The organism is Radiobacillus sp. PE A8.2, assembly GCF_045635475.1.
GTDB lineage: Bacteria > Bacillota > Bacilli > Bacillales > Amphibacillaceae > JBJGXI01.
Genome location: NZ_JBJGXI010000010.1, coordinates 1 through 24,690, shown reverse-complemented (window position 1 = coordinate 24,690; position 24,690 = coordinate 1). Strand labels below are relative to the sequence as shown.

Genomic DNA, 24,690 nt, shown 5'->3' with positions numbered 1-24,690 from the left:
GTTAACGATATCGGATATCTAGTTCTCTTTTATGCAATTTCGTGTTGCTCACCCACCCTTATGAACGCTCTTTGCTGTTGAATTAGGGCACTTGCGACAGTTCTGTTACTACATCTGTCGCATATCACATCTTTTCGCCAGTTTACGAAGTGCAACGAGTCCATTTCTAGGAGCTTTTGGTGAAGAAGTGAGCTGAGTTGGATTGCCGCGGCACAAGAGCTAACGTCGAAATTTACGCGGACACCAAAGCCGCTATCTGTGACAAATATGACCTTTCCTGAATCTAGCGGACACAACAGACCGTATTTTGTTAATTAAGACCCATTTTATTTGATTTCATACAACTAAGCACCTGGTGGCCGCTCATTTTTAAAACACGGAATTCAATTACAATAAGTGCTGCTGTGTCCATTAAAAACCAGGTTCTCTCTATGTCCTCCTGTGCACGCTAATGTTACGCCCCTTACTAGCTGCCCTCTTCTTTCACTACACAATTCTCTCACTGCTACATTTTCGCGTCGCTTCTCCTCCTTTGCGACACATAATTCTCTCACTACAACATTTTCGTGTCGCTTCCCCTCCTTTGCGACACGTAATTCTCTCACTACAACATTTTCGTATCGCTTCTCCTCCTTTGCGACACGTAATTCTCTCACTACAACATTTTCGCGTCGCTTCCCCTCCTTTGCGACACGTAATTCTCTCACTACAACATTTTCGCGTCGCTTCTCCTCCTTTGCGACACGTAATTCTCTCACTACAACATTTTCGCGTCGCTTCCCCTCCTTTGCGACACGTAATTCTCTCGCTGCTACATTTTCGCGTCGCTTCCCTTCCTTTGCGACACGTAATTCTCTCGCTGCTGCATTTTCGTGTCGCTTCCCTTCCTTTGCGACAATCTTCAGCACCTCGGCCACCACGCCACAGAACAAAAGCGCAGAGCGCCGGTTAGCGACGTACGGACTGGGACTCGAAACAATAAAACCACTTGTTTCTGCGGTGTATATTCATTGTAGCTTTCCTTAGTGCGATTACTCGCCCCACCGAAAACATTTGGACTGAACCGCAGGACCAGAGTAGGCTTCGAAGCTTTACCTCGCACGAAGAAAATTGTTCTATATTTTCGATGGAGTAAGGAAACATGCACCTGCATAAGGGGTATGTCGACGTTGGACGACAAGTCCGCTTTTAGTCGACCTTCCTTAAAACCTGAATCGATGTTGACATATCGTGTCATGAGGTGAGGGAAGTCTCGCTAGTCGCTGGCGCTCGGAGCTGGACGTGGCTAAATAACTAAGCAAGATATCCACAACTGTTTATTTTTATAATTTCCTGGTAGACTACCAAAAAACAAGACCCACAACCGGGTCTTGCTCTCTACTGATCTATCAGATTCATTTCTTTCGCTTTCACGACCGCTTTCGTCCGGCGATTTACTTCTAGCTTCGAGTAGATGTTGTGGTTATGCACCTTGATCGTGCCCAGTTTTAATCCAAGTTTTTGCGCGATTTCGTTGTTAGTTAAACCAGCTGCCATTAAGTTAAGAATTTCAACTTCGCGCTCCGTGAGTGCCGCGCTTAGCTCCTCAACGTTGTCTGCTTCAGCCACATCATCTTCATGCTCCGTCGCCAATGCAGCACCCTCATCTGACGTCGGTTCATTAAATGCTTCCGTTACTTTCATGAAAAACAGTGCCTGTGAAGCCAAATACTTTAGCACTTCTTGGTCCACATTAGCAAATACATTAGCAATCCAGCGATTTTCAATGTATAAAATGCCACTTAAATTGCCTTGCAATTGTATCGGGATACACCTTACCGATTTTGGTTTGTACTCGAAGATATAAGGATCGAATCGGTATTCTTCATATTCATTGTCCTGATCAACCGTAATTTGTTTTCCAGAACGAGATACATAGCGCACCATCGCATGTGGTAGCAGCAATTCATCAAGCATGGCAATCCGCTTATACTCATAGCCACTTACTTCATCTAGCTGGGCGCCAATATAGAGCTGTTGTTCGTCCTTGATTAGGAGCAGGCACTTTTGCGCGCTCGCGTGTTTAGCAATCGAATTCAACAATTCGTTTACAATTGTCGATGCATCCATGTCCTCCCACAATTTCTGTGATGAATGGATAATCGCAGATAAATCGACTGGTGCATAATTTTCTGCTGACACAGTAGCCTGCTCAGAAACCTCTACTGGTTCAGCAATTACCTGATCCTTGAAGTATGCTGGATAACGATACTGTAGTTCTTTTGTTTTCGGTATCGCACCCCATTGCTTAAAGGCTTCCCATGCATCTACCATGTAAACACTAGCAACCTTTTCGTAGCCTAATTTATGATAATAGATACCGGTCATTTCCATTCCAATTGCTGCATTACGGTGGTATCCCATCTCTGTTGCTTCGTTGATTGCTTTATGATAAAGCTGTTGGGCTAGTTGATGCTCGTTTTTCACCTGTGCATATTCTGCTTCTATCAGCCACAACATATGTTGAAAATTTTCCTTACTATTTTTATTCCAAACTTTCAATTTTTTAATTGCCTTTTGCAGCCGTTTCTTTAAATCTGGTAGCTTAGTTGCATCCCAGTCGTCCCAGCCACGGAGGATCGCCAATGCTTCATAAAAATAGTACTCACTCAAGTGCGGTAAATGGTTGGTATATTTTAAATGACCTTTTGCTTTCGCCGCCATTTCGATTGCTTCCGCATAGTTGTTGTACAAAACATGCAGTTGTGTTTTATACGTATAGTATTGAAAGAAAGTGACGTGTTGGCTATCATCCTCAATAACACTTTCTAAAAACGCCGTTTCATCAAATTCATCGTCACTAAATTGGATTTTATTATTCGTTTGTCCTTGTAAACAACGAGAAACCTGGACAAACAGTCTGACATTTTTCGCGACAAAATCATCCTTTGTTTGATCAAGAACATCAAGCTGGTTACGGTTTTCATTTATAATTGTAGCCAAGCTTTCCAAAGGATAAATCGCGTTAATATACGTGCCAATCGCCATGTTCGTATACACATAATCACCTGATCTGAGCCCTAGTTTAATAGCTTCCTTTAAATATGGAAGGCCATCCCTGCGGTGATTGTTCCATTGACACATAACTCCACCGAACATCACATACGTTTTGCAACGGACGGACGCTAAGCCCCTTTCATCCGCCAGCTCGACCGCAGCTTTTCCTAATTGGTAGCTTTGCTGATACGCACCTAATTCCGTACATAACATGGTAGCATAGGCAGCATACACGGCCGGTGAAGCAGTGGATTGTCCGTATTTCAATGTGAGTCGAAGTAATTTACAATTAAGAATCGCAAATACCTCTTTGTTAGCAAAAAAAGATGGTACGAGCAAATGGAACATTACATCCATCATTGTTTTTATGTGCGCGTCCTCCACCATAGGTAGCTGTTTTAGTTGATCAAAATCTTTTGGCAAGCGCATTTTTGTCCAGTAAACTTCTTTACCTACTGTAAGTACACTCGGTCGGTTTGGCACTCGCACCCCCACCTCGGCCAGATGAGCTAATCCCATTTCGATCGCTGTATTATATTTCCCTTGGTTTACGAGCTGATTAAGCTGCTTACCATAAACCCTTGCTTTCTGGCCCCAATTCTTAGCACGCTTCATTAGTAACTCGTGTAACCGGTCGGCTTCCTCGTAATAGCCACATAAATATTCACTCTCTGCAAGCTCGATAGATAAATCAAAACAGAAGGAATAATCCTGTTGCCAATCCGCTTCCACTAGAATAGAGCTAGCTTCCCGAAAATAGTGTCTAGCTGTATCATAAGCAGATGAATTTTTCGACATTTTTCCAGCAGTTTGATTCGCCTTCATTAAATCGACGAGCTCCGATCGATCCGTGATCAAATCTTTTCCTTTATTTAAATGGTTCACCTTCTCGTAGCTAAAAGTACCTGATGATACCAGATCCCGTCCGATCATCACATGGATCTGTTTCTTCTTCGATGCATCCATGAGGGAATAAGCCATCGCCTGAATCCGGTCATGGAAAAACTGATAATTAACACTCTCGTCTTTGTCGGTTTGAATTAACAATCCTGCTTCCACTAATACGTCTAATTGCGGATCTAGCTCTGCTGGAGATAAATTTAAATAATGACGAAGTGCTGCGTTTGAGAAGCTATGACCAAGACATGAGGCTTGAACGAGTACTTGCTTCGTTTGCTCTGGTAGCAGTTCGATTTTTTCAATCATCATCTCAACAATCTGCTCGCGGTGTTCAATATTACGAATCGACTCGTAATCCCACCCCCATTGCTGTTGTTTGTGATCAAAATAGAGCCAGCCGCTTTTATGAATAATTGTTAACAGCTGATGTAGATAAAACGGGTTTCCGATTGTTTTTCGGTACAATAATTCAGCCAATTCCTCACATAGTTCTTTCTCACAGCCTAATGCATCAGCAACCATCCGATTAATTTGCTGTACCGATAAGTTCTTCAACCCAATCGAGGTGACATTGACGCCATACGCTTCTAATTGCTCCGGCGCAAGCAGATCGTTCTTTATTTTATCAAGCTTGGATTCCCGGTAAGTAGCAATCACTAGTAATCCACTACTATTTGGATCCGTCAAAAAGGTGTTCATCAATCTAATCGATGCCTTATCCGCACGGTGAATATCGTCCAAAAACATCACTAAAGGATGCTCCACCGTTGCAAATAAATCTACAAAACTACGAAATACAAACTCAAATCGCCGATCCATTTCAAGCGTGGATAGCTCTTCCACTTCCGGTTGCTCGCCAATAATTAATGAAAGCTCCGGAATCACACTTGTCAGAATACGCCCATTTTCCCCGACAGCTGTTAGAATTTCTTGCTTCCAGCCCGCAACTGACTCATCCGTTTGACTCAAAATTTGTTGTACAAGTTCGCTAAACATTTGTATAAAAGACTCGTAGGGAATGTTTTTTTCCATCTGATCAAATCGTCCAGAGATAAAATAGCCCTTATTGCCAATCAGTTTTTTAAATTGTTGCGTAATTAGGGATGATTTCCCAATTCCATCTGAACCGTATAAATAAACAAGCTCTGTTGAGCCGAATGCTGTTCGCTGATACGTTTCATATAAAAGGCGAGCTTCTTTTTCTCTTCCATATAGATAAGTTGGCAGGGAGAACTTAGGCTCGTGCGGATGAGTTAAAAGTTTAAAATAAGGAATTGGGAATCCAGCTTGTATTATCTCGAAGCATTTTTTTAGATCCTTTTTTAATCCTGCAGCACTTTGATACCTGCGATCTGGGTCCTTCTCTAGCAAAGTCAAAATCATCTGATCAAGCACCTGCGGAATCCCCATCCCAGCATCTTTCAATGATTTTGGCATAACAGCTAGGTGCTGATGAGCCCAGGCCGATCGATTTTTAGCAGCAAACGGCGCTTGTCTCGCTAATATTTCATACAACAACACACCCAAGCTATACAAATCAGAACGTTCGTCAACCTTTTTCCCGTTAACGAACGATTCTGGCGATTGATATACAGGCAGTGCTTCAATATAAGCAGCAGGAAATGGCACAATTTGAAATCGCGCTTGGGTTACTTTAATAATTTGGTTTACGGAAACACGCTTACTGGTGATCCCCTTTGAGTGAAAATACATTAGTATATCAGTCAACTGCATAGCAATTTGAAGAAAATCTGCGATAGTGATGTTGTCTAAATCTCGAAGCTGCTTTCCGTACTCAGCTTTCATGATCAACCCATCAGGGCTGACCATTAATAATGGAACAGTGTGTGGAATCGTGTGGTCAAGGTGGAATTGAAATTCATTATGTAGGTCGTCGGTGGTGTAGGGCCCAGCAGTATCGCGCAACAGCACGTCCACTTGCGTAGGCTCATGAATTGCCTTATAGAAACAGAAATCATTCGTCTTAAATAACAGCTCAACGATTCTGAATTCACTCATAAGCAATTAGTCTCCTTTCTAAACCGTAAAAAACTGTCAAAAGGATATAATGTCAGCATCGAAACTTTTGAATTTTTAGTTATTTATTGATTATAACAAATTTAATGAACGAACAGTTTTTAGGCAAATCAATTATACAAGTTTTTTTTACTTTCCCTGTCCAATGTAATAATATTTTTGTAAACCAAAAGGCTTAAAATGCAATTATTATGTCAATTAGGAACAGATAAAAATAATTCATGCCCTTTCTAAATTCCATCATACCGATTGCAGTTTCGATTGATGCAAATCCAAATGCAAATAATGCGCTAGCGATTAATATTAGTAAATAATAATTCTTATTATGATTGGTTGCGTATTGATAAACGAGCAAAAAGCCCACCGGGAGTGCCGATGCAGTCATATTTAGTGCAAACGGAAATAGAGGCGTGAGAAAATACGTGTGAACAAAGTAGCCATATCGTTCAAGGACAATATCCATATATGTCCAAAGTAGGTGTACAGTATACCCAAAGAAAAAAAGCTCAAAAATCCGTCTCCGATCAACGGTAAAATATAATAAGATAAGAGGCAAAACCATCAAACTAACAACCACCCAAAATTGCCACGTACCTAGATTCGAGTAATCATTCCAATAAGCAGAAATTAGTGCATTCAACTCTTCATTTTTTTCATAAATCGTTTTCCAATATTCTTTGTAATCCATAAAAAATACCTCCTCGCTTTGACCTTAATGTTCCCGTTAGGAGGTGATTGATACAAAGTTTTTCGCAGGTTATGAGAACGCTTGTTTACTGTGAATCTAGTTCAAATAACAGACCACGAGTAGAGATTGTACACATGTTTAAACTTCTTTCTGAATAGTTATTATTAATATCAAGGCGCTTTTCCTGACAAACTTAAAAACTTCCAGGATCAAAAATTCACCTAATATAAGCAGGGAAATTTACTCACTTGTTGAATAATATTAAATGAAAGGTGGGGTTGAAAATTGTTTTACTTTGATTTTCTTCTAGAATTCAATGGTGAAGATACATTTAACCAAGTCTATATGCAAACCTATAAAGGCAATACACCTAGAAAAGCAGCGATTAATTATGCGAAGAAAAACAAATTGAGATTAGTAAAAATTGAAAGCGTTATCGGATCCGAAAAAGATAACTATCGTGCTTATTATTTGGAGAGAAGATTCCTTAGAAAAGAACGTGAACTTATTTATCTAATTAAGAAATTCCAATAACACACCTTAGTAATATTTTCTCAAATTAACCATTAGCCTTGTTAAACCTGAATAAATTACATTTAATAATTGGAAGTAAGACTATATTTTAGATAATTCACAAAATATTATTAATATTTTTGTCAAATATTGTTGAATGTCCATCACAAGTAAGAGATAATATATACAAATTAAGTGACATTAACCGTACATAGGCATTTAAACAAGGGGAGATCTTTACATGCATGATTTTGAATTTTACCTGGAATTCGAAGGTGGAAAGACTTATAACCAGAACTATGTTGAGATGGTAAAGGACTATTCAGCCAAAGAAGCAGCAACAAAGTTTGCCAATAAACAAGGACTGAAATTTATTAAAATTGAAAGTGTTATTAGTGACGAAGAAAATTATCGAGCTTACTTTCTCGAGAGAAAATTCTTTAAAAAAGATAGAGAACATATTTATCTTGTGAAAAAGCGTGTGATTAGTATTAGTATATAAGTTAATTACATTTACATGGAAACGAGCGCAAAAACCTTGCCTAAGGTTGATGTGCTGTTTTGCTTTTCTTAAGTTTGCCGCGTTGCACACCTCTACTAGACCAGCTCATCAAACGAACTTGTCCAATAAATTTTAAAAAGTTGGTATAGATCGATAAATAGATCATATATTTAAACAAAGGATTTCGGCCGATAGGATGCTAGAATCTAACTTTTTATGGAGAGGTGACATGATGGATCACTATGAATTATTTTTAGAAAGCGATGGAAAGTGTACGTATATATCGAATTATGTGAAGACCGTTAAAGGAGACTCCTTTGAACAAGTTGCGATGAACTTTGCCAAAAAGCACCGCTTGATTTTCATTGAAATCAAACAATTGCTAGTTATCCCTAGTGAGAAAAACCGCGTAACCTTTATTAAAAGAAGACTTTTCCGCAAAGATAAGAAAATTACTTTTGTGATTAGAAAACGTGCGATCAACTACCCCTGGGAAATTCCTTATAAAATACCAGCATAGAATTAACTCCATCTTACAACCATGCTTTGTTAAAATTGCATAAACCATAAGCAGGCAATCGAACTGTATAGAAATACAATCGTCATAGGCACAATTTTGAGTACTGTTCACCCGGACCAGTATCTATAAGGTGATGCTTGTTAAGCATAGATTTAATTTTTAAAGCGATAAGCTAATAACTAACTAGCGGTAAACAGTCAAGGTAGCTTTGTGCATAATCCCCGCTTAAAGCGTTGGCGCGCTTCCATTTATAATGCCATGCTTTATTGTTTCACCTCATTCTTTTTTCATTCACTTCATATATCCTCAAACTACCATACATTTTTCTTTCCCTTTACGGAATAACTAACAACATAGGAGGTGTGCTAGGATGGCTCAAGACGTATTGTGCGAAGTGAAAAATTGCAAATACTGGGCAGAAGGCAACAAGTGTTCAGCAGATGCTATTTACGTGGTAAGTCACCATGGTAAAAAAGCATCGAACCAAGAAGAAACCGATTGTCAAACATTCGAGCCGCAACATTAGCATCATCCCTTCTTTAATGATCTGGCCCCTATGCGTTCGGGGTCAGATTCGTTACATAACTCCTTCTAAATTGTCCATATATTGATTTATACATGAATTACTAATATAATTAATACATGTAATTCTATTTTTCAGAAAAATTTAGGTTTTAAAAAATCAATTTTAAGGGGGGGTGAAACTGTGACGCTTAAAAAAGAACATAACATTAAGTTTAGAAGCGTTAATGAATTAGTTGAACAGGTTACAGAAATATCCATACATGGACGTAAAGCGAAGGTTTTTACAGGTACTATCTCCGTTACCCTTATTGAAAATGATGAAGGAGAAAACGGTAATACTATCGAATACGATTTACAGTCTGAAGATATTATACAAGAGAATATTGACATTATTGAAAGAATTAGAACCAGGGGCAAAAAAATAAATAAAGATGCTCTCTCAGAACTTTATAAGATTGGTGAACGAGTTAATGAAGACTGGGGGCATGACAAGACTTGAATAAAATTATATACGATACTAATTTTTATAGTGACCTCTCCATCGAATACTCTGAAGTTTTAGATACATTTATCAAAAACTATGTCGTAGCTACTCCTCAACTGCTAGTCCACTAATGTGAAACCCCCTATTAATACCGGATTTCACCCTTACCTATACACTAAAATCACCACTTTCATCCTTGAGAGTGGTATTTTAGTGTGATGACATGCCCAATTTTTAATTAATTTTATTTGACAAGAAACCACCTCCCCCCATAATCTCGCAAGAATTCTACGATATTGTCAAAATCTGATTATATTTTTCTCGATAAATAGAGATACTAGTAGATAGCATTTTTACGGAAGGAGGGCTTGTTATGCGAACCGCATCGTTGTTGGCTATCGCTACTATTATCTTCATCATATTGCTCGCGCAGGCTTCAAATGATATAAGTGAGCCTGAAACACAACACGCCATTTTAATAGACAATGATTCTATAAATCAAGCAAAGCTACAAATTTATGTTCCGGAACAATATTTGTTGGACGCGGAAGATAATCAGGATACATTGGAGATTGTCCAAAAGAAAAATCAATTCTCACCTACACATGAGTTAGCTTTTATTACAGATGTTAACTTGCCAGAGATAGTTGTACCCGAGGAAGCAGTGTCAAGTGAGGACATTCAGGATTACGATTACCAGTTTTTAGATTGGATACGTGATAGAGAGGCAGCTACCGAAGTCGACGTGACGATCGAAAGTGAAGAGACAGTCGATAGCAATGAGGAAGCAGAAAGTAATGAAAATGAAGGAAGTAATACAGAAGAAATTGCTGTAGCAGAAGTTGAATCTCTTACGGAGAATACCGCGAATAAAAATATGACAGTTGCTATACAAAATAACAGCCCTGCTGATACCGCATCATCATCCTTAAATGTTGACGCGTTAATCCAAGAAGCGAAGCAACACGAAGGAACACCGTTTGTATTCGGCGGCTCTGCACCAGGCGGCTTTGACTGCAGTGGATTCATTTATTATGTATTAAATCAAATCGGATACAAGATCGACCGACTTGCAAGCGACGGTTATTATGAAGCAACAGAATTGGTTGAGGATCCACAAGCAGGCGACCTGATTTTCTTCGCAGGCACGTACCGAAGTGGCATCTCACACCTTGGTATTGTAATTAATGACAATCAGTTTATACATGCAGGCTCCCGTGGCGTCGAAATCTCCAGTTTGGATGTTGATTACTGGCAGGAGCACTTCGCTGGATATCGGCGTTTGGTGCAATAACGTTGCGGTGTGGGGCAATTGTTAAGTATTGCGGACAGATTGAGCCAGTAGTGCGGAGTCTTAAGCCACTGAATGCGGGTGTTTGAGCAAGTAACTGTGGCAATGGTGATCCACGCACGCCCCCTGTTATGCCATAATTAGTGAAAATACTATTGTCCGCCACCATTGACTTCACTTTTATCCGTGTTGAAGAACAATCGCAGGACTGTCATAAATAAGCCAAATAGGCACACCTGCTTAAGTACGATAATACGGACAATCCGATTCTAACCATCCGCGCAATAATCACAATTCCATCCGCGTTTGTGCCAATAACTTCAGATACGAAATTGCTAACCCCATTTAAGTAGACTATTAATAATTACCTACGTAAAGGGGGATGAAAAACTCATTCTAGATAATAAACTCGAATGTATCAAAAACTATAAATAAATTTTAGTATATTGTTCAATATTCGGGAACTTTTCAGCTATAACCTTAACGATTTCTCATCATTAGTGTGGATATATAAGACAAATTCAATCTGATTAGGGATTTCCAGATTCTATAATATAATTAATTACTGTTTTTATCACTGTATTTCAATGTATTCCTTTACTACTTGTATTGCTTGCTCACTGTACAGTTACCGTTTTCATGTTTCTTATTTTTTCAATAAGAACCTATCTTATAGTAATTAAAGTTCTATAATTACTTATTTCGTCATAGGATTATAACATATTTATTTGTACTTTTTGACTTAGCCTCTTCTTCAACACAAAAAAATTCGTCATTAATAGACGAATTCCTCTTTTGGGTAATCTGATCGTTATTATTCGATAAGCACAATAAGCATTATTTATTGTAACTCCGGTTCGAATAAATTCATTCCAATTTATCGAGCCAACACGTTCTTTAATGTTTTCTGTATCTTCTTAGGAATTAATTTAATTAAGTTAGCTCTGAATAGCAGCACGTTGTATTTTAAATTTGCTTTACGCTTATTTACCCCGTAAACAATTGATAAATCTCTTTTTTCTTGGAATAGTTTCTTTTTATTTGCACTTTCTCCACCAAGTCTAAAATTGGCTATAGGCTTATTTATTTTTACGCCTTTATAACCTGAATAAAGCATGCGTAAGATAAGATCATAGTCTGCAACAATTTTATATTTGGTATCATAATTGCCAATTTCATCATATACTTCTTTCTTAATAAATAAGGAGGGATGATGTATTGGACATTTATGCATGGCTGTAGGAAGTAACTGGTCTTCGTCCTCTGGTATAAACTTATCGACTCTTTCATTTTCAAAATCAAGCCAATTTACTATGCCATATGAAAAGCTAATTTTTTGATTTTTAATTGCTTCAACACTTAATGCAACTGCTTCATATTCAAACCAGTCGTCAGAATTGATAATGCCAATAATCTCACCTGAACACATCGCTATACCTTTATTCATTGCATCATAGATCCCTTTATCCGATTCACTTACCCACTTTGCTACGTACTTTTCATTCTTTTTAATAATATCGAGGGTATTGTCGGTTGATCCTCCATCAACAATAATGTATTCAATATTGGGATATGTCTGTTCTTTAATACTTTTTATTGTATCTTCGATTGTATTTGCACTATTAAAGCAAACGGTAACTATACTTACAAGAGGAAGGTCCTTTTCTCGGTAACTATTGATTTGTACAGGTTCTTGCTTCTTTTCCATGTGTTTATACTCCTTCACACTAAGTATTGCTTAGAGGGTCAACATACATTTATGAAATAATACTTGATTTTGATTTCTTGAATTGTTCAATTACTTCATTCCAATTATAAAATAGTCTTGTGAAATCCTCATCGCTAATACCTGAACCAGTTTGGACTTCAATGAACTCTAAATCTTCAATTGCTTTAACACCATGTTTCTTTCCAGCCGGAAGATGTATAACGTCACCCGCTTTAACACGTGTGATATGGTTATCTAATGCTAATTCACCTTCACCTTTTACGATTGTCCACACTTCATCTCTTAAATTATGATAATGATAACTGGAATTCTTACCTTCTTGGATACAAATACGCTTTGTAACCATTTCTTCTCCATTATCATATTTTGCATAGTCAAGAACTCTCGACCAACCCCACATTCTTTCTTCATACATTGGTCTCTGATTAAAGCCTTTAATTAGCTCCTTTATCTTAGGACTTGATGCTTTATCACTAACTAGAATTCCATCCGGGCTAGCAGCAACAACCAAGTCTTTTACACCTACTATCGTTACTGGGATATCAAGTTCATTAATTAAATGTGTGTTACTTGAATCCTCGCTTATAACGCCTTTTCCAATTTGTTCTGAAGCCATTTCTTCTGTTAGCGTATTCCATGTACCTAAATCTTTCCAATATCCACCATACGGCAATGCTACTATTTTCTCCGCCTTCTCTACAACTTCGTAATCAAAGCTTATTTCAGGTAGTTCCTTATAGTTTTCTTGCAAGGAATCATAGTTAACAGGTAACCCTTTTTCTTTTAACATCTTTATTACGTATCCTAATTTAAATGCAAATACACCGCAGTTCCATAGCGCGTTTTCTTTTATTAATGACTCCGCATTTTCTTCCGAGGGCTTTTCCACGAAATGATCTACAACTAAATAGTCATCTATGTTTTCATTTGGGACAATATAACCATATTTGGATGACGGGTATGTTGGAGTTACACCTATCAACGCAAGATCTGCATCAGATATTTGAATTAGTTTTTCTAATTCTTTTACACGATCAAAAAATTTATCCTCTACATATGGGTCTACTGGCAAGACTACAACTACCTCATCTTCTGAAACAGCTGTATTTGATAAAAGAAAAGATGCTGCCAATGCTATAGCAGGAAATGTATCTCTCCGTTCAGGCTCTATAACAAGAGGTATATCTGTACCTAGTTGATTATAGATCATTTCCTTTTGTATCTTTGACGTTGCAATTGTGGATGATTCGGATAATCCAGCTGTATTTAGTTGACCCCACACACGTTGAACCATCGATTCTTTTTCACCATTCGTTCCTTCAAGCATCTTCAAAAACTGCTTTGATCTTGTATCATTAGATAATGGCCATAACCTTTTTCCTGAACCACCTGATAACAATATGAGTTGCATACTTTATAACTCCTCCTATCTAACCCATCCTTTATAGATTTTCTCAACTAATGTTAAAAATATCTTTAAACTGATTTTTGACATAATTCCTTGAGAACTTATCTATTGTTCTTAATGCATTTTCTTCTATTTCTGATATTTCATTTTCAGACAAATTATAATAATATACTAATTTTTGTTTTAATTCTACCGCATTACCTGGCTCAAATAAAAAACCGTTTACCCCATCCTCAATATAACTTTTTAAGCCACCAATTCTACTGCCGATTGTCGGTGTGCCACAAGCCATTGCTTCTAATCCAACCAAACCTAGACTTTCACCTTGTCTTGTTGTCGGAAAAATAAGTACATCAATTACATTATACAATTTTTGAAGTTTATCTTGTGACAGTAAATCAATTAATATTATATCATTTAGTAAGTTTTTACTTTCAATATCGCTCTGCAATTGTTGATATTGACTGCCGTTCCCTACGATAATATACTTTATATCTTCTCTCTGAACCTCTTGCTTAACGAGTGAGATTGCTTCTAAAAAGATATCCCAACCTTTACCATAATCAATCCTTCCAACATAACCCACATACTTATACTGCTCACTAAGATCAAATGTACTATAATCTGGCGATTCCACAAAAAACACAGTAGGATCAATACCGCCGGATGGACTAATATGAATGTCATTTTTTAACGCATATTTAGATTGTACCAACTCTTTGAAATAATCGGAAGGTACAATAACTTTATCGGAAACATGCAAAAGACGTTTTACAAAAGGCTGAAATAAGTGTGCAATACCTTTTTCAGGTACAACATCACCACCATGCACATTCGTTATAATCTTTATTTTCTGTTTAAAAGTTTGTGCAATTAACACTGGAATTGCATTCAAAGATGCAAAATGAACATATACAATATCATAATCTGCCCTTATTACTTCCTTTATTACAGAAAAATAGTGCATAATGTAGCTTAGCACTTTTTTTATCTTACCCCTTTTTTTATACATAACTACCAATTTCACTTCATTTCCATTTTCAACTAAAATATCCACGGAACGTTTTACAAAGATGCCGAAAGCAGGGTTAGTTTTATCTGGATACATGTTTGAAATCAACAGGATTTTCAAACAATCACCCTCCTCACACTATTTTTTTCTTTATATTTAGTTACTTTGTATTGTTGATGTAATGCAACTAACCCACATGTAATTAGAGCATAATATGAACCAGCAGTAGCTGAAACCATCACATGACCTGCCCAAAAGCTATAACAAGTGAAAATAAAGAAACTGAATAAAAATCTAAAGTTATCTTTAAAAATATCTTTTATCTTTATAACTCTGTAAAAATTAACTAAAAAGTAAGTATATATTAATAATGATCCGATTACTCCATAACTGAAAAAAAATATATCAAATAAATCCATCTCTATAATAATTGGTGCTGTTCCTCCAAATGCGAGACCTGAATCAAGACTATGCTGATGTTTTCCAACACCAAATAATAATCTGACACCTATATTTTCTGATTCTAAAAAGGCATTTGTAGATGCTACTAAAAAACCATCTCTATTTGTTAATATAAACGACCAAAAACTCCCATCTTCTAAAAAATCTCTTTGAAAAAGATAGCTGTGTCTTTCAAATGCTCTAGTCGCTTCTTCTAAGAACAGAATAGTAAAAAGAAAAGCACCAATAATTAATAATCCAAGAGACCCAAGCATTATTCTGATTTTGTCTACTTTATTCGCTTTTAAAATCGTCTTAACGAAATAAGTCAATATGATAAAACTACCGATTATTGCACTAGCCTTTGAACCAATCAATATCAAACCAACAATAATTAGTATAGTTGTAACCATATAAAAGAAAGCACTTTTGTTCCGTTGTTTTAAATGATTGATCATAAAATCTAACGAAAATACAAGCATAATAAGTATCACAATATTAACGTCATTAGCAGCTGTGAAAAATCCAACAAAGCCAACACCTGATGAGTACATCGAATATCCTATTCCTAGTATTTTCGGAATAATAAGACAAAGTGGAAACAAAACTAGGCTAATTTTAAAAATAATATCGATGACCTCTATATCAATTAATTATGTGTATTTATTCTTCGGAAAGCCTCAATAGTTAATATCATTAAGATTATCCTCGAGGTTTCAATAAGATCAAACTTTAATGCAGTAAATGAATGGTGGAAGAACAACAACGTGAAAGAGAATAATGCTAAATAGGATATCAAAAATATACTAAATGAGGTATTTGCTCTTCGTTGAAATTTTAATATAATTATTGCCATAGTGATCATGATGATGAGTCGGTAAATCTGACCAGAAGTTATTGGTAAGTTCGTTGTAGTATTTAGGTAGCCATTTACACTATCAATAATCGCAGTAAATGCAAACATGATAAGAAAAATATGATAATATACATTTCCATTATATATTTGTTTTATATCTGAAATATTAATAGTATATCCTCCCTGAACAGACACTAATCTGCCTAGTCTAAAGTTGTTTTTCATCATCTATCTTTCTAGGAATATTCAATTTATCTCAATCTAAATTCTTTATTCCGTAACAAACTACTATACCTAAGAAAGCGTAGTTTGTTACGAATTAAATCTAATTAATACTCTTTGTTCTTCGAAATAATATCCTCATATAATTCCACATGCTTTTTAGCTACACTTTTAAGTTCAAAGTTTTCCTCTGCCTTTTTTCTTGAAGCTTTAGAAAGCTGTTCTATTCGCTTTTCACTTTCAAGTGTCCACGCAATTCCTCTTGCCAAATCACTGCTATCAAAAGGTTTTGCTAAATAACCATTGACTTCATGTTCTATTAAATCACTCATACCACCTATGTCAAAAGCAACAGAAGGGGTTCCACATGCAATTGCCTCTAAAACCGTGTTGGGTAGGTTATCCTCCATAGACGGTGCAAGAAACACATCGGCTGCACTATAAATTAAATTAAGACTAATATCATCATTTATTCTTCCTAAATAATTATCCTCAAACCCAAATTCTGGCGAATGATCTGATTTAGCCGAACCAAAGACAACAATTTCTATGTCTTCTTGATTAACTAATTTATCTAATTGATCTAAGGCTGGCTTTAGATGATGAAAACCTTTCCTTTGATCACTTGTTGCATTAACTGCACCAAATAGAATAAGTTTCTTATTTAATGGCAGGCCTAAAACATCTCTTGCGGCAGCTTTATCAATTGGTTTATAACGGTCCAAATCGATACCATTTGGGATTACTTCTATTCTAAATTCCTTCATTAAGCTACTTTCTCTAACGCAATCAGCCAGCCAATTACTCGGTGTTACAACCGTTAAGTTAAGATTCTGATAGCCCTTTTGTTTTCTTTCAAACGTTTTATAACTTAAATCTTTGAGCATATTCGAATTTAATTGAGGACAATCCCCGCAGTGAGTACGAAAGTTTATACATTCCCCCGAATAATGGCACCCACCAGTAATTGGCCACATGTCATGAAAAGTCCATACCATTGGTTTCTCAATAGAAGATAGCGCACTTATTGGCAACGTACCATTATTGATCCAGTGTAGATGAACAATATCATAATCGCTCTTGTTAATCCGGCTTAACAAATCTCGATTAGGTAACCACGCTACACTAAAAGGAACGTTCTCTCGGTCGTCGTATTTTTTTGTTGGGTATTTATCAATTAACGGCCGTAGTTTATTTATCATCTTGCTGGTCATTTTGACTGATGTTTTTACTGCTTTATCATCTGTTGCTTTGTTTAGAACAAGCATTTCGGAATCTACTCCAACAGTTTGAAAGCCTTTGTGTAATCGATTGGCTGCTCTTGCAGCGCCTCCCATTATATCTTCTTGATTAATTATTGCTGTTTTCATCCGAGAATCCCCACTTTTTTACCGATTGATTGTGCAGATGAATCTGGCTTTAGTTAAATTGTTTTTTCCATTTGTTAATATTTTCTAGTGGAATATTGATTGTTGTAGTGAACTCACTATTTATTTTACCCTCAAGGTCCGCAATATCTTTTCTGTCTACGACTGTTAAGTTGAAGTCCTTTGATTTTTCTAAGGCGCGATTATCTATTCCAATGATGATCGTTCTTCGCTTATGCTGTAATGCTCTTATGCCTGCATGCAATCTTGTACCAACATAATCTATTTCTTCATTTTTAGACAAGATACTATCTAGAGCATCTAGTGTTGGCGAAACAAATTCTATACTTAACTCATCTGTAATACTTCTAACATATTCATAGTCTTCCCAGGCTTGAATCCAAAAGTATACTTTATCGTAGTTCTTCTTTAGAATTTCAAGCATCTCGCCATCTTTTTCAGGTACTTTATTATAGTCAGTTAGTGTTACTAACACACTTTTTCCCTTTGTTTTTGGTACTTGTGCACAATGCTCAGGGTCTAAACGCCACATTGTTGGGCAGGCAGTAGTGATCACATTTTCTATCCCTATTGAATTTAACATTTCTTTTGTATAGTTATCTCGAACTGAATGGAGGTTTTTGTCACTTAGTACTTTTCTTAACAGGCGGGCGGTGTATCCATTCGGTTTTTCTTGATATTGCCACCAACCGACACCAAACAAGGTAACATTGTTAACATATTTCGCATCCTTTACCCCAATTTTCCATTGATTGTATTTGTTCATATTTGATGAAAGTAAATTTGTTCCACAAGCAATAACAGCATCTGATGTATTCATATGTTCATAACTTGGCTTTCCAATGATATCGTGTGTAGGAACTCTAACATAAAAAGAATCTTGAAAGATTTCCTTCACTTCCTTATTAACTGAGTCCATAATAATCTTATCACCGATATTTTCTGTACAAATTGACGTGTCTAAAAGTGTGATTTTTTTCATCTTTACCTCCATAATTTGCTGGATTTATCGCTTGCGTAACTTACTAATTATTTTCTTCTGTTGAAGATTAAATAATCCCACATATAAGCTTTTCTTTGAAATATGATTGTATTTATATTTAATATGCAAGGATTCAATTGGTCCAAGATTACCAGTAGACGCTCCACCTAACCTAAAATTAGAGATAACACGTTCTACTCTGCAAAATTTCACTCCCTGTTGCTTGTATCTGTTTACCAATTCATAATCAGCAGATATCTTGTAATTAGTATCATATAACCCATAGGTATCATATAATCTTTTTGGAATAAAACAAGTAGGGTGTTGAATCATGTTTTCACCTAAAAATTCATGTGATAAACACTTCAAATAGTAAACTTGTTCATTTTTCACCATTTTTAAGATACCATATAGGATACAATCACTGTTCCGCCTATAGTTATCGACCATTATTTCAACTGAGTTTACTTCATACCAATCATCACTGTTGATTATACCTACTAGCTCTCCTGAAGCAAGTTTAATCCCCTTATTCATCGCGTCATAAATACCTTGATCTGGTTCACTAACAACTTTCAACCTACCATTAAATTGTTGTTCAAATTCTTTAGCAATGGCAACCGTATTATCTTTTGAATTTCCATCAATAATGATATATTCGATATTTTCATACGTCTGGTTTAATACAGACTGCATTGTGTCCCTAATTGTATTTTCACTATTATAGGAAACTGTTATGATGGTTACTTTCGGATTTATCATTTTCTACCCTTCTTACGTCGTAATTTTTTGAACATTGATTTGAAATAATTTACTCCTAAAAACTTTATTGCAATGAAAACAAGCATTCCAAGATAAACTACCTTTGCCAAAAACGTTATAAAGCTAATTTCTGCACTTATACTAAGATATAGTAACAATGGATTAAAACATATTAAAAGTAAAACGGGCTGTAGTTTAAAGTTAATTTTATACTTATCTCGGTGTTTAAAGTGAACAGTTAAAATCATTGCCAAAGACATAAACACATTAGATATTACTGTACTGTATGCTGCTACAACTATGCCATACATTTTCACAAACATAAGATTTATAACAATATTTATCACCATACCGAAAAACATATAAAACGGTACTGATTTATACGTATTGTTGTAGACGTGAAAGTTTGCAAAAAATAAATAGTAATAATTCAACAAAATACCAAATAATAATATTGGTAGTACAGAAATCATACCATGATAACTATCAGGCAATACAAGAGTAATTAACTCCTTTTGAAATAATTGTCCTACTAAACAAATCGAGGCAATGATAAAGGTAGAAGTTATGAAAACCTGGTTTATTTCTCTATTTTTTTCAGCTAAATTCGAGTTTTCTTCTATTCGGAAATATAAGGGCCTCCAGGCATTCATAAAGGAATTAATAATTGTGTTCAAGACAAAACTTCCAGTATAAGCGATGGAATAAATACCAACTTCACTCAAAGTTAAAAACTTATTTATTATTATTCTGTCACTATAATTATTAATATACCCAACAATGAGGTTAAACATAGCAGGTATACCTATAGCTAAGCCTTCTTTAAAATATTTAAAGTGAAAATGAAAAACACTTTTCCTTATATAATGAACATAGAAGAAAAACATTAAGAATACATTTCCAAGCAAATTACCAATTAATTTACCTGTTGCACCTAGATCAAAGAAGTAAATTAAAACTAAAGACGATATCATGTTAATTAAGAAGCTTATAATAGCCCCTACAGCTTTTTTAGTGAAATTTTGATAGGTTTGATAATAGTTATCCGCTAACAAAGTAAATACTCCGATAAAACCTGTTACAACCGCTAGAAAAATGTGTGGGTAAAACTCTAGGTTAGGTGATTCCAGCATTCCTAAAAGTATATTCTGACTAAACGGAGTAAGGAATAATAAAAAGACTAGAATTATATTAACCCATAAAACAACATTAATTGTAAAAATATAGCTGCCATTTTTATCTTTGTCATTTAGTACGACCAATTCTTTACCTTGTGATAAGTATAAGCCATAACTAAAGAAAAGCGGTAAAAAACCACTAATCGGGGTTAATAACCCTACAATACCGTATTCTTCAGGTGTCAATAAAAATGTAAAAAGAGGAAGCATTAAAACACTTCCTGCTTTTATCAACAACTCTGATATCGTATATATTGCTGTTCCTTTTATAAGACTTTTATTTGACATAAAATGCCCTCTTTTACTACATTATTTCTGTAGAGTTATTCAACTATTGATTTGATTTGTATCTCTCTTTTAACTTTTAACATGTCAGATTTAACCATAATTTCGACTAATTTCTCAAATGAGGTTTTTGTAGGATTCCAGCCCAGCAGTTCTTTTGCTTTCGTTGGGTCACCAAGTAATTGTTCTACTTCTGCAGGTCGGAAGAATTCAGGATCAACAACTACAACTTCTTTACCTGTATTCTTGTCAATACCTTTTTCACCCACACCCTCACCTTGCCATTCGATGTCAATACCTACATGTTTAAAAGCTAATCCTACAAATTCACGGACAGTATGCATTTCACCTGTAGCAATAACAAAATCCTCCGGTGTATCATGTTGAAGAATGAGCCACATACATTCTACGTAATCTTTTGCATAACCCCAGTCTCGAAGTGCATCTAAGTTACCTAAAGAAAGCTTTTGTTGTACTCCTTGAGCAATTCTTGCAGCAGCAAGTGTTATCTTACGTGTAACAAATGTTTCACCACGACGTTCAGACTCATGGTTAAAGAGAATACCATTAACTGCATAGATATTGTAAGACTCACGATAGTTTTTCGTAATCCAGAAACCATATTGCTTCGCTACACCGTATGGAGAGCGAGGATAAAATGGTGTCGTTTCCTTTTGTGGAACTTCCTGAACTTTGCCATATAATTCTGAAGTAGATGCCTGGTAAATTCTGGTTTTTTTCGATAGACCTAAAATTCTTACTGCTTCCAGAACACGCAAAGTTCCAACAGCATCAACGTCAGCTGTATATTCTGGCATATCAAAAGAAACTTGTACATGTGACTGCGCAGCTAAGTTATAAATCTCATCTGGTTGTATTTGGCTAATCAATCTAGTTAAATTAGATGTGTCCGTTAAATCACCATAATGTAAGTGAAAGTTATTTGTTTCTTTTAACTCTTCCACGTAAATTTCTTCTAATCGTTGTGTATTAAAAGAAGAACTTCTTCGATTAATACCATGTACCTCGTAACCCTTCTCTAATAAAAACTCAGCTAAATATGATCCATCTTGACCAGTTACTCCTGTAATTAATGCTTTTTTCATGATTTCCTCCTGATTTCCTAATGAAGTTGTTATTACTTTCATTGTTTTTCTAAAAACGAATTATATGCAAGCTTTAATCCTTCACTTAAGGGTGTAGAAGCTTCCCAACCTAAATCATTCAATTTAGTCACATCAACCAATTTTCTTGGTGTACCATCAGGTTTTGAAGTATTAAAAACTATTTCCCCTTCAAATCCTACAATTTGTTTAACCTTTTCAGCTAACTCTTTAATAGAGATATCTTTGCCAACACCAATATTTACAATCTCATTACCTTCATAGTTTTTCATTAAAAACAGCGTAGCATCCGCTAAATCATCTGAATATAAAAACTCTCTTCGCGGTGTTCCCGTGCCCCATACTTCTACAGATGGGGCACTGTTGTGCTTGGCTTCATGAAACTTACGGATTAATGCAGGTAACACGTGTGATGTTTGCAAATCAAAATTATCATTTGGCCCATACAAATTAGTAGGCATCGCCGAAATATATTTCGTGCCATATTGACGATTGTACGACTCACACATCTTAATTCCAGCAATTTTAGCAATTGCATAAGGCTCATTAGTCGGCTCCAACTCACCTGTTAATAAGTATTCTTCCTTCATAGGTTGTTGTGATAGCTTCGGATAAATACAGGTGCTTCCTAAGAAAAGTAATTTTTTTACGTTCGTACGATAAGAAGCATCAATGACATTTGTTTGAATCATTAAGTTATCTCTAATAAAATCTGCAGGATACTCATTATTGGCAACAATTCCACCAACCTTTGCTGCTGCAAGAAATACATAATCGATATTCTCAGTTTCAAAGAACGCATCTACTTTTTCCAGATTTGTTAAATCTAATTGTGAGCTAGTTCTATATATTAGATTTGTGTACCCTTCAATCTGTAGTTTTCTTAGTATTGCTGAACCCACTAATCCTCTGTGACCTGCAACATAAATTTTAGAGTCCTTTTCCATGTATTTTCACCCTTTCAAATTCATTACATTTTATCTTTGCTTGTATATTTAAAAGAAATCGTTAAATTCAATCCATGGTTGTTTAAGTGAATTATTTGAATAGTATTAGACTCTTATACCTCCAAATATCTATTTTCTCTTATTTGGAAGTATTATTCAACATTTTTTTCACTAGTTTATATTTCCATTACAACAATCTAGAAAACGCTAGTCAGTTATATTTACACCTCACATTTAACACGATTCTAATTGCTTGTTTATTTTCTTTAACATAACCAATTGTATTATAAATGACTATTAGAATTTGCAGATTATAGATATTAGTCACTTAATCTCACTAAATCATCTAGGAATACTTATATTAGAACGGTTACTCTAAGATATTAGAAAACAAATGTTAGCTATAGGTGGGTTGATAATGGGGTTATCGAAGTATAAATATTTTCATAATACGAAGGGGCTTTGTACACATGAAAGAAGTTCAAAACCCTTCACGTTCATTATCAATCCATATTCCGCTTAATCAATTCCGCAATCAACGCAGCACGATACGCTAAATTCTCCAGCTCAACATGCTCATGTTCGGCATGGGCACCGTCACCAACTGGGCCTAGCCCATCAATTGTCGGGATGCCAACTCCTGCGGTAAAGTTGCCATCACTGCCACCTCCAGAAGCGCCTTCCTCGAGTTCGTAGCCATGACTCGCAGCAATTTCCTTCAATTGAAGATAAAGATCAAAAACCGATTCACTTCGTTCCAAAGGATAGCGATTGATGCCGCCTAACATTTCTACCGTTGTTCTTTCATTAAATGTCGGGCGATTCAGCAGTGCTTCTTCCAGCATTTCCGCTTGCTCTTTTGTTTCAAAACGAACATCGATATCCGCTTCTGCATAAGCAGCGACCACATTCTTGCGTGTGCCACCAGATATGGTACCGATATTAATTGAAATACCTTTCTCGCGATCATCGAGCTTCTTAAAATCAGCGATTTGTAGGGCAAGTTCATCAATAGCACTGGCGCCGTCCCACGGATTTATCCCTGCATGCACAGGAACGCCGCGCACCTGTAATTGAAACAGACCAATCCCTTTGCGCTGCGTTTTCACAGCGCCTTTTGGTGAAATGCTGGACTCTGGAACGATTACCATCGCACTTTTCTTAGCTTCTTGTTTAATTAATTCATGGGAATGGTGACTGCCAATTTCTTCATCTGATGTGACTAAAAAGACTACTTTGCGATTTCCAACAATACCCGCTTCCTTTAATGTTTTCATCGCCCATAGTGTAACCGTAAGGCCACCCTTCATATCAAACACTCCAGGGCCATACAATTTACCATCCTGCTTGCGGATCGGTAGTGCTCCTTGATCCCAAACCGTGTCATAGTGTCCGAGAATTAGAATTTGCTCCGAACCTGTTCCATATGTAAATCTGTACTGGTTACCAACTTCATCCTTTTCAATAACATCAACCTGCCCACTGATTAACTGTTCAAATTGTTTTTGCAATACGACTCCGCATTGATCTACTAGCTTTTTATCATTCGATGGGGATTCCGCTTCGACTAATCGCAGCAGCGTATCTTCCATCTGTTGTTGATGTTCTTTTAAGTAGTTCAGTAAATTTACCATAAACTCCGCTCCTAAAGCTTTTAAATATGATTTTGGTTTCATAATTTTGAAATTTATATATAATTTTATCACAAAACGGCACAGGATGTTTTTCTTCTAAACATTGGGATTGAGTCAAGTATTTGTGGGAGTTTTTTATAAAGCCTATTAACTCCCTCTTTTGAATAGCCATACGATCTTTATTGGCAGCGCTTTCGCTCGTTGTTACTTATCTCTTTTCTTCGTA

The 24,690-nt window shown here is 36.1% G+C and carries 20 protein-coding genes; 6 read left to right on the top strand and 14 right to left on the bottom strand.

The window, feature by feature from the left end; genetic code table 11:
* Nucleotides 1-383: 383 nt before the first annotated feature.
* From ACI6MV_RS07425 to ACI6MV_RS07415, 3 genes are all read right to left on the bottom strand, one after another.
* The gene (locus ACI6MV_RS07425; RefSeq protein WP_407269634.1) at nucleotides 384-908 is read right to left on the bottom strand and encodes a hypothetical protein; all 525 of its coding nucleotides are present in this window, start codon (nucleotides 906-908) and stop codon (nucleotides 384-386) included.
* A 469-nt stretch (nucleotides 909-1,377) separates the two neighbouring features.
* Nucleotides 1,378-5,955 carry an AAA family ATPase gene (locus ACI6MV_RS07420; protein WP_407269633.1) on the bottom strand — a complete coding sequence of 1,526 codons (4,578 nt, stop codon included), beginning with the start codon at nucleotides 5,953-5,955 and terminating at the stop codon, nucleotides 1,378-1,380.
* 193 nt (nucleotides 5,956-6,148) lie between these two features.
* Nucleotides 6,149-6,661, bottom strand: coding sequence for a hypothetical protein (locus tag ACI6MV_RS07415; protein WP_407269632.1), 513 nt, complete (start codon nucleotides 6,659-6,661; stop codon nucleotides 6,149-6,151).
* A gap of 285 nt (nucleotides 6,662-6,946) precedes the next feature.
* On the opposite strand from ACI6MV_RS07415, the gene ACI6MV_RS07410 reads away from it, so the two are divergent.
* The 6 genes from ACI6MV_RS07410 to ACI6MV_RS07385 all read left to right on the top strand — a co-directional run bounded on the left by ACI6MV_RS07410 (nucleotide 6,947) and on the right by ACI6MV_RS07385 (nucleotide 10,499).
* Nucleotides 6,947-7,195: a hypothetical protein gene (locus ACI6MV_RS07410; RefSeq protein ID WP_407269631.1), complete on the top strand. Its 249-nt coding sequence runs from the start codon at nucleotides 6,947-6,949 to the stop codon at nucleotides 7,193-7,195.
* A gap of 220 nt (nucleotides 7,196-7,415) precedes the next feature.
* Nucleotides 7,416-7,676, top strand: a complete 261-nt coding sequence (locus ACI6MV_RS07405; protein ID WP_407269630.1) for a hypothetical protein — start codon at nucleotides 7,416-7,418, stop codon at nucleotides 7,674-7,676.
* A 232-nt stretch (nucleotides 7,677-7,908) separates the two neighbouring features.
* Nucleotides 7,909-8,196: a hypothetical protein gene (locus ACI6MV_RS07400; protein WP_407269629.1), complete on the top strand. Its 288-nt coding sequence runs from the start codon at nucleotides 7,909-7,911 to the stop codon at nucleotides 8,194-8,196.
* A 370-nt stretch (nucleotides 8,197-8,566) separates the two neighbouring features.
* Entirely contained in the window at nucleotides 8,567-8,722 is a 156-nt protein-coding gene (locus tag ACI6MV_RS07395) for a DUF1540 domain-containing protein (RefSeq protein ID WP_407269628.1), read from the top strand.
* A 180-nt stretch (nucleotides 8,723-8,902) separates the two neighbouring features.
* Entirely contained in the window at nucleotides 8,903-9,220 is a 318-nt protein-coding gene (locus ACI6MV_RS07390) for a hypothetical protein (RefSeq protein WP_407269627.1), read from the top strand.
* Between the two features lie 358 nt (nucleotides 9,221-9,578).
* Complete coding sequence (locus ACI6MV_RS07385) at nucleotides 9,579-10,499, top strand: C40 family peptidase (RefSeq protein ID WP_407269626.1); 921 nt, start codon at nucleotides 9,579-9,581, stop codon at nucleotides 10,497-10,499.
* An 874-nt stretch (nucleotides 10,500-11,373) separates the two neighbouring features.
* Here the strand turns inward: ACI6MV_RS07385 and ACI6MV_RS07380 are convergent.
* The 11 genes from ACI6MV_RS07380 to ACI6MV_RS07330 all read right to left on the bottom strand — a co-directional run bounded on the left by ACI6MV_RS07380 (nucleotide 11,374) and on the right by ACI6MV_RS07330 (nucleotide 24,464).
* Nucleotides 11,374-12,204, bottom strand: a complete 831-nt coding sequence (locus tag ACI6MV_RS07380) for a glycosyltransferase family 2 protein (protein WP_407269625.1) — start codon at nucleotides 12,202-12,204, stop codon at nucleotides 11,374-11,376.
* Nucleotides 12,205-12,253: 49 nt separating this feature from the next.
* Nucleotides 12,254-13,636 carry a sugar phosphate nucleotidyltransferase gene (locus ACI6MV_RS07375; protein ID WP_407269624.1) on the bottom strand — a complete coding sequence of 461 codons (1,383 nt, stop codon included), beginning with the start codon at nucleotides 13,634-13,636 and terminating at the stop codon, nucleotides 12,254-12,256.
* Nucleotides 13,637-13,679: 43 nt separating this feature from the next.
* The gene (locus tag ACI6MV_RS07370; RefSeq protein WP_407269623.1) at nucleotides 13,680-14,765 is read right to left on the bottom strand and encodes a glycosyltransferase family 4 protein; all 1,086 of its coding nucleotides are present in this window, start codon (nucleotides 14,763-14,765) and stop codon (nucleotides 13,680-13,682) included.
* The gene (locus tag ACI6MV_RS07365) at nucleotides 14,762-15,640 is read right to left on the bottom strand and encodes an O-antigen ligase family protein (RefSeq protein ID WP_407269622.1); all 879 of its coding nucleotides are present in this window, start codon (nucleotides 15,638-15,640) and stop codon (nucleotides 14,762-14,764) included. The genes ACI6MV_RS07370 and ACI6MV_RS07365 overlap by 4 nt, the downstream gene beginning before the upstream one ends.
* A gap of 631 nt (nucleotides 15,641-16,271) precedes the next feature.
* Nucleotides 16,272-17,534, bottom strand: coding sequence for a glycosyltransferase family 4 protein (locus tag ACI6MV_RS07360; protein ID WP_407269621.1), 1,263 nt, complete (start codon nucleotides 17,532-17,534; stop codon nucleotides 16,272-16,274).
* Nucleotides 17,535-17,583: 49 nt separating this feature from the next.
* On the bottom strand, nucleotides 17,584-18,534 hold the full coding sequence (locus ACI6MV_RS07355) for a polysaccharide pyruvyl transferase family protein (RefSeq protein WP_407269620.1): 951 nt from the start codon (nucleotides 18,532-18,534) through the stop codon (nucleotides 17,584-17,586).
* Between the two features lie 24 nt (nucleotides 18,535-18,558).
* Nucleotides 18,559-19,296, bottom strand: a complete 738-nt coding sequence (locus ACI6MV_RS07350) for a glycosyltransferase family 2 protein (RefSeq protein ID WP_407269619.1) — start codon at nucleotides 19,294-19,296, stop codon at nucleotides 18,559-18,561.
* A complete protein-coding gene (locus tag ACI6MV_RS07345; protein ID WP_407269618.1) occupies nucleotides 19,293-20,762 on the bottom strand; it encodes an oligosaccharide flippase family protein in 1,470 nt (489 codons plus the stop codon). The genes ACI6MV_RS07350 and ACI6MV_RS07345 overlap by 4 nt, the downstream gene beginning before the upstream one ends.
* A gap of 35 nt (nucleotides 20,763-20,797) precedes the next feature.
* Entirely contained in the window at nucleotides 20,798-21,865 is a 1,068-nt protein-coding gene (gene gmd, locus ACI6MV_RS07340) for a GDP-mannose 4,6-dehydratase (protein ID WP_407269617.1), read from the bottom strand.
* Nucleotides 21,866-21,903: 38 nt separating this feature from the next.
* The gene (fcl, locus tag ACI6MV_RS07335) at nucleotides 21,904-22,830 is read right to left on the bottom strand and encodes a GDP-L-fucose synthase (protein ID WP_407269616.1); all 927 of its coding nucleotides are present in this window, start codon (nucleotides 22,828-22,830) and stop codon (nucleotides 21,904-21,906) included.
* A gap of 503 nt (nucleotides 22,831-23,333) precedes the next feature.
* Nucleotides 23,334-24,464: a M20 family metallopeptidase gene (locus ACI6MV_RS07330; RefSeq protein WP_407269615.1), complete on the bottom strand. Its 1,131-nt coding sequence runs from the start codon at nucleotides 24,462-24,464 to the stop codon at nucleotides 23,334-23,336.
* Between the last annotated feature and the right edge of the window lie 226 nt (nucleotides 24,465-24,690).

Bases quoted from the DNA above. Each gene is read 5' to 3' on its own strand.
- ACI6MV_RS07420 (WP_407269633.1), bottom strand. From the start codon at position 5,955: ATGAGTGAATTCAGAATCGTTGAGCTGTTATTTAAGACGAATGATTTC.
- ACI6MV_RS07415 (WP_407269632.1), bottom strand. From the start codon at position 6,661: ATGGATTACAAAGAATATTGGAAAACGATTTATGAAAAAAATGAAGAG.
- ACI6MV_RS07405 (WP_407269630.1), top strand. From the start codon at position 7,416: ATGCATGATTTTGAATTTTACCTGGAATTCGAAGGTGGAAAGACTTAT.
- ACI6MV_RS07400 (WP_407269629.1), top strand. From the start codon at position 7,909: ATGGATCACTATGAATTATTTTTAGAAAGCGATGGAAAGTGTACGTAT.
- ACI6MV_RS07395 (WP_407269628.1), top strand. From the start codon at position 8,567: ATGGCTCAAGACGTATTGTGCGAAGTGAAAAATTGCAAATACTGGGCA.
- ACI6MV_RS07385 (WP_407269626.1), top strand. From the start codon at position 9,579: ATGCGAACCGCATCGTTGTTGGCTATCGCTACTATTATCTTCATCATA.
- ACI6MV_RS07380 (WP_407269625.1), bottom strand. From the start codon at position 12,204: ATGGAAAAGAAGCAAGAACCTGTACAAATCAATAGTTACCGAGAAAAG.
- ACI6MV_RS07375 (WP_407269624.1), bottom strand. From the start codon at position 13,636: ATGCAACTCATATTGTTATCAGGTGGTTCAGGAAAAAGGTTATGGCCA.
- ACI6MV_RS07365 (WP_407269622.1), bottom strand. From the start codon at position 15,640: ATGTACTCATCAGGTGTTGGCTTTGTTGGATTTTTCACAGCTGCTAAT.
- ACI6MV_RS07360 (WP_407269621.1), bottom strand. From the start codon at position 17,534: ATGAAAACAGCAATAATTAATCAAGAAGATATAATGGGAGGCGCTGCA.
- ACI6MV_RS07355 (WP_407269620.1), bottom strand. From the start codon at position 18,534: ATGAAAAAAATCACACTTTTAGACACGTCAATTTGTACAGAAAATATC.
- ACI6MV_RS07350 (WP_407269619.1), bottom strand. From the start codon at position 19,296: ATGATAAATCCGAAAGTAACCATCATAACAGTTTCCTATAATAGTGAA.
- ACI6MV_RS07345 (WP_407269618.1), bottom strand. From the start codon at position 20,762: ATGTCAAATAAAAGTCTTATAAAAGGAACAGCAATATATACGATATCA.
- gmd (WP_407269617.1), bottom strand. From the start codon at position 21,865: ATGAAAAAAGCATTAATTACAGGAGTAACTGGTCAAGATGGATCATAT.
- fcl (WP_407269616.1), bottom strand. From the start codon at position 22,830: ATGGAAAAGGACTCTAAAATTTATGTTGCAGGTCACAGAGGATTAGTG.
- ACI6MV_RS07330 (WP_407269615.1), bottom strand. From the start codon at position 24,464: ATGGTAAATTTACTGAACTACTTAAAAGAACATCAACAACAGATGGAA.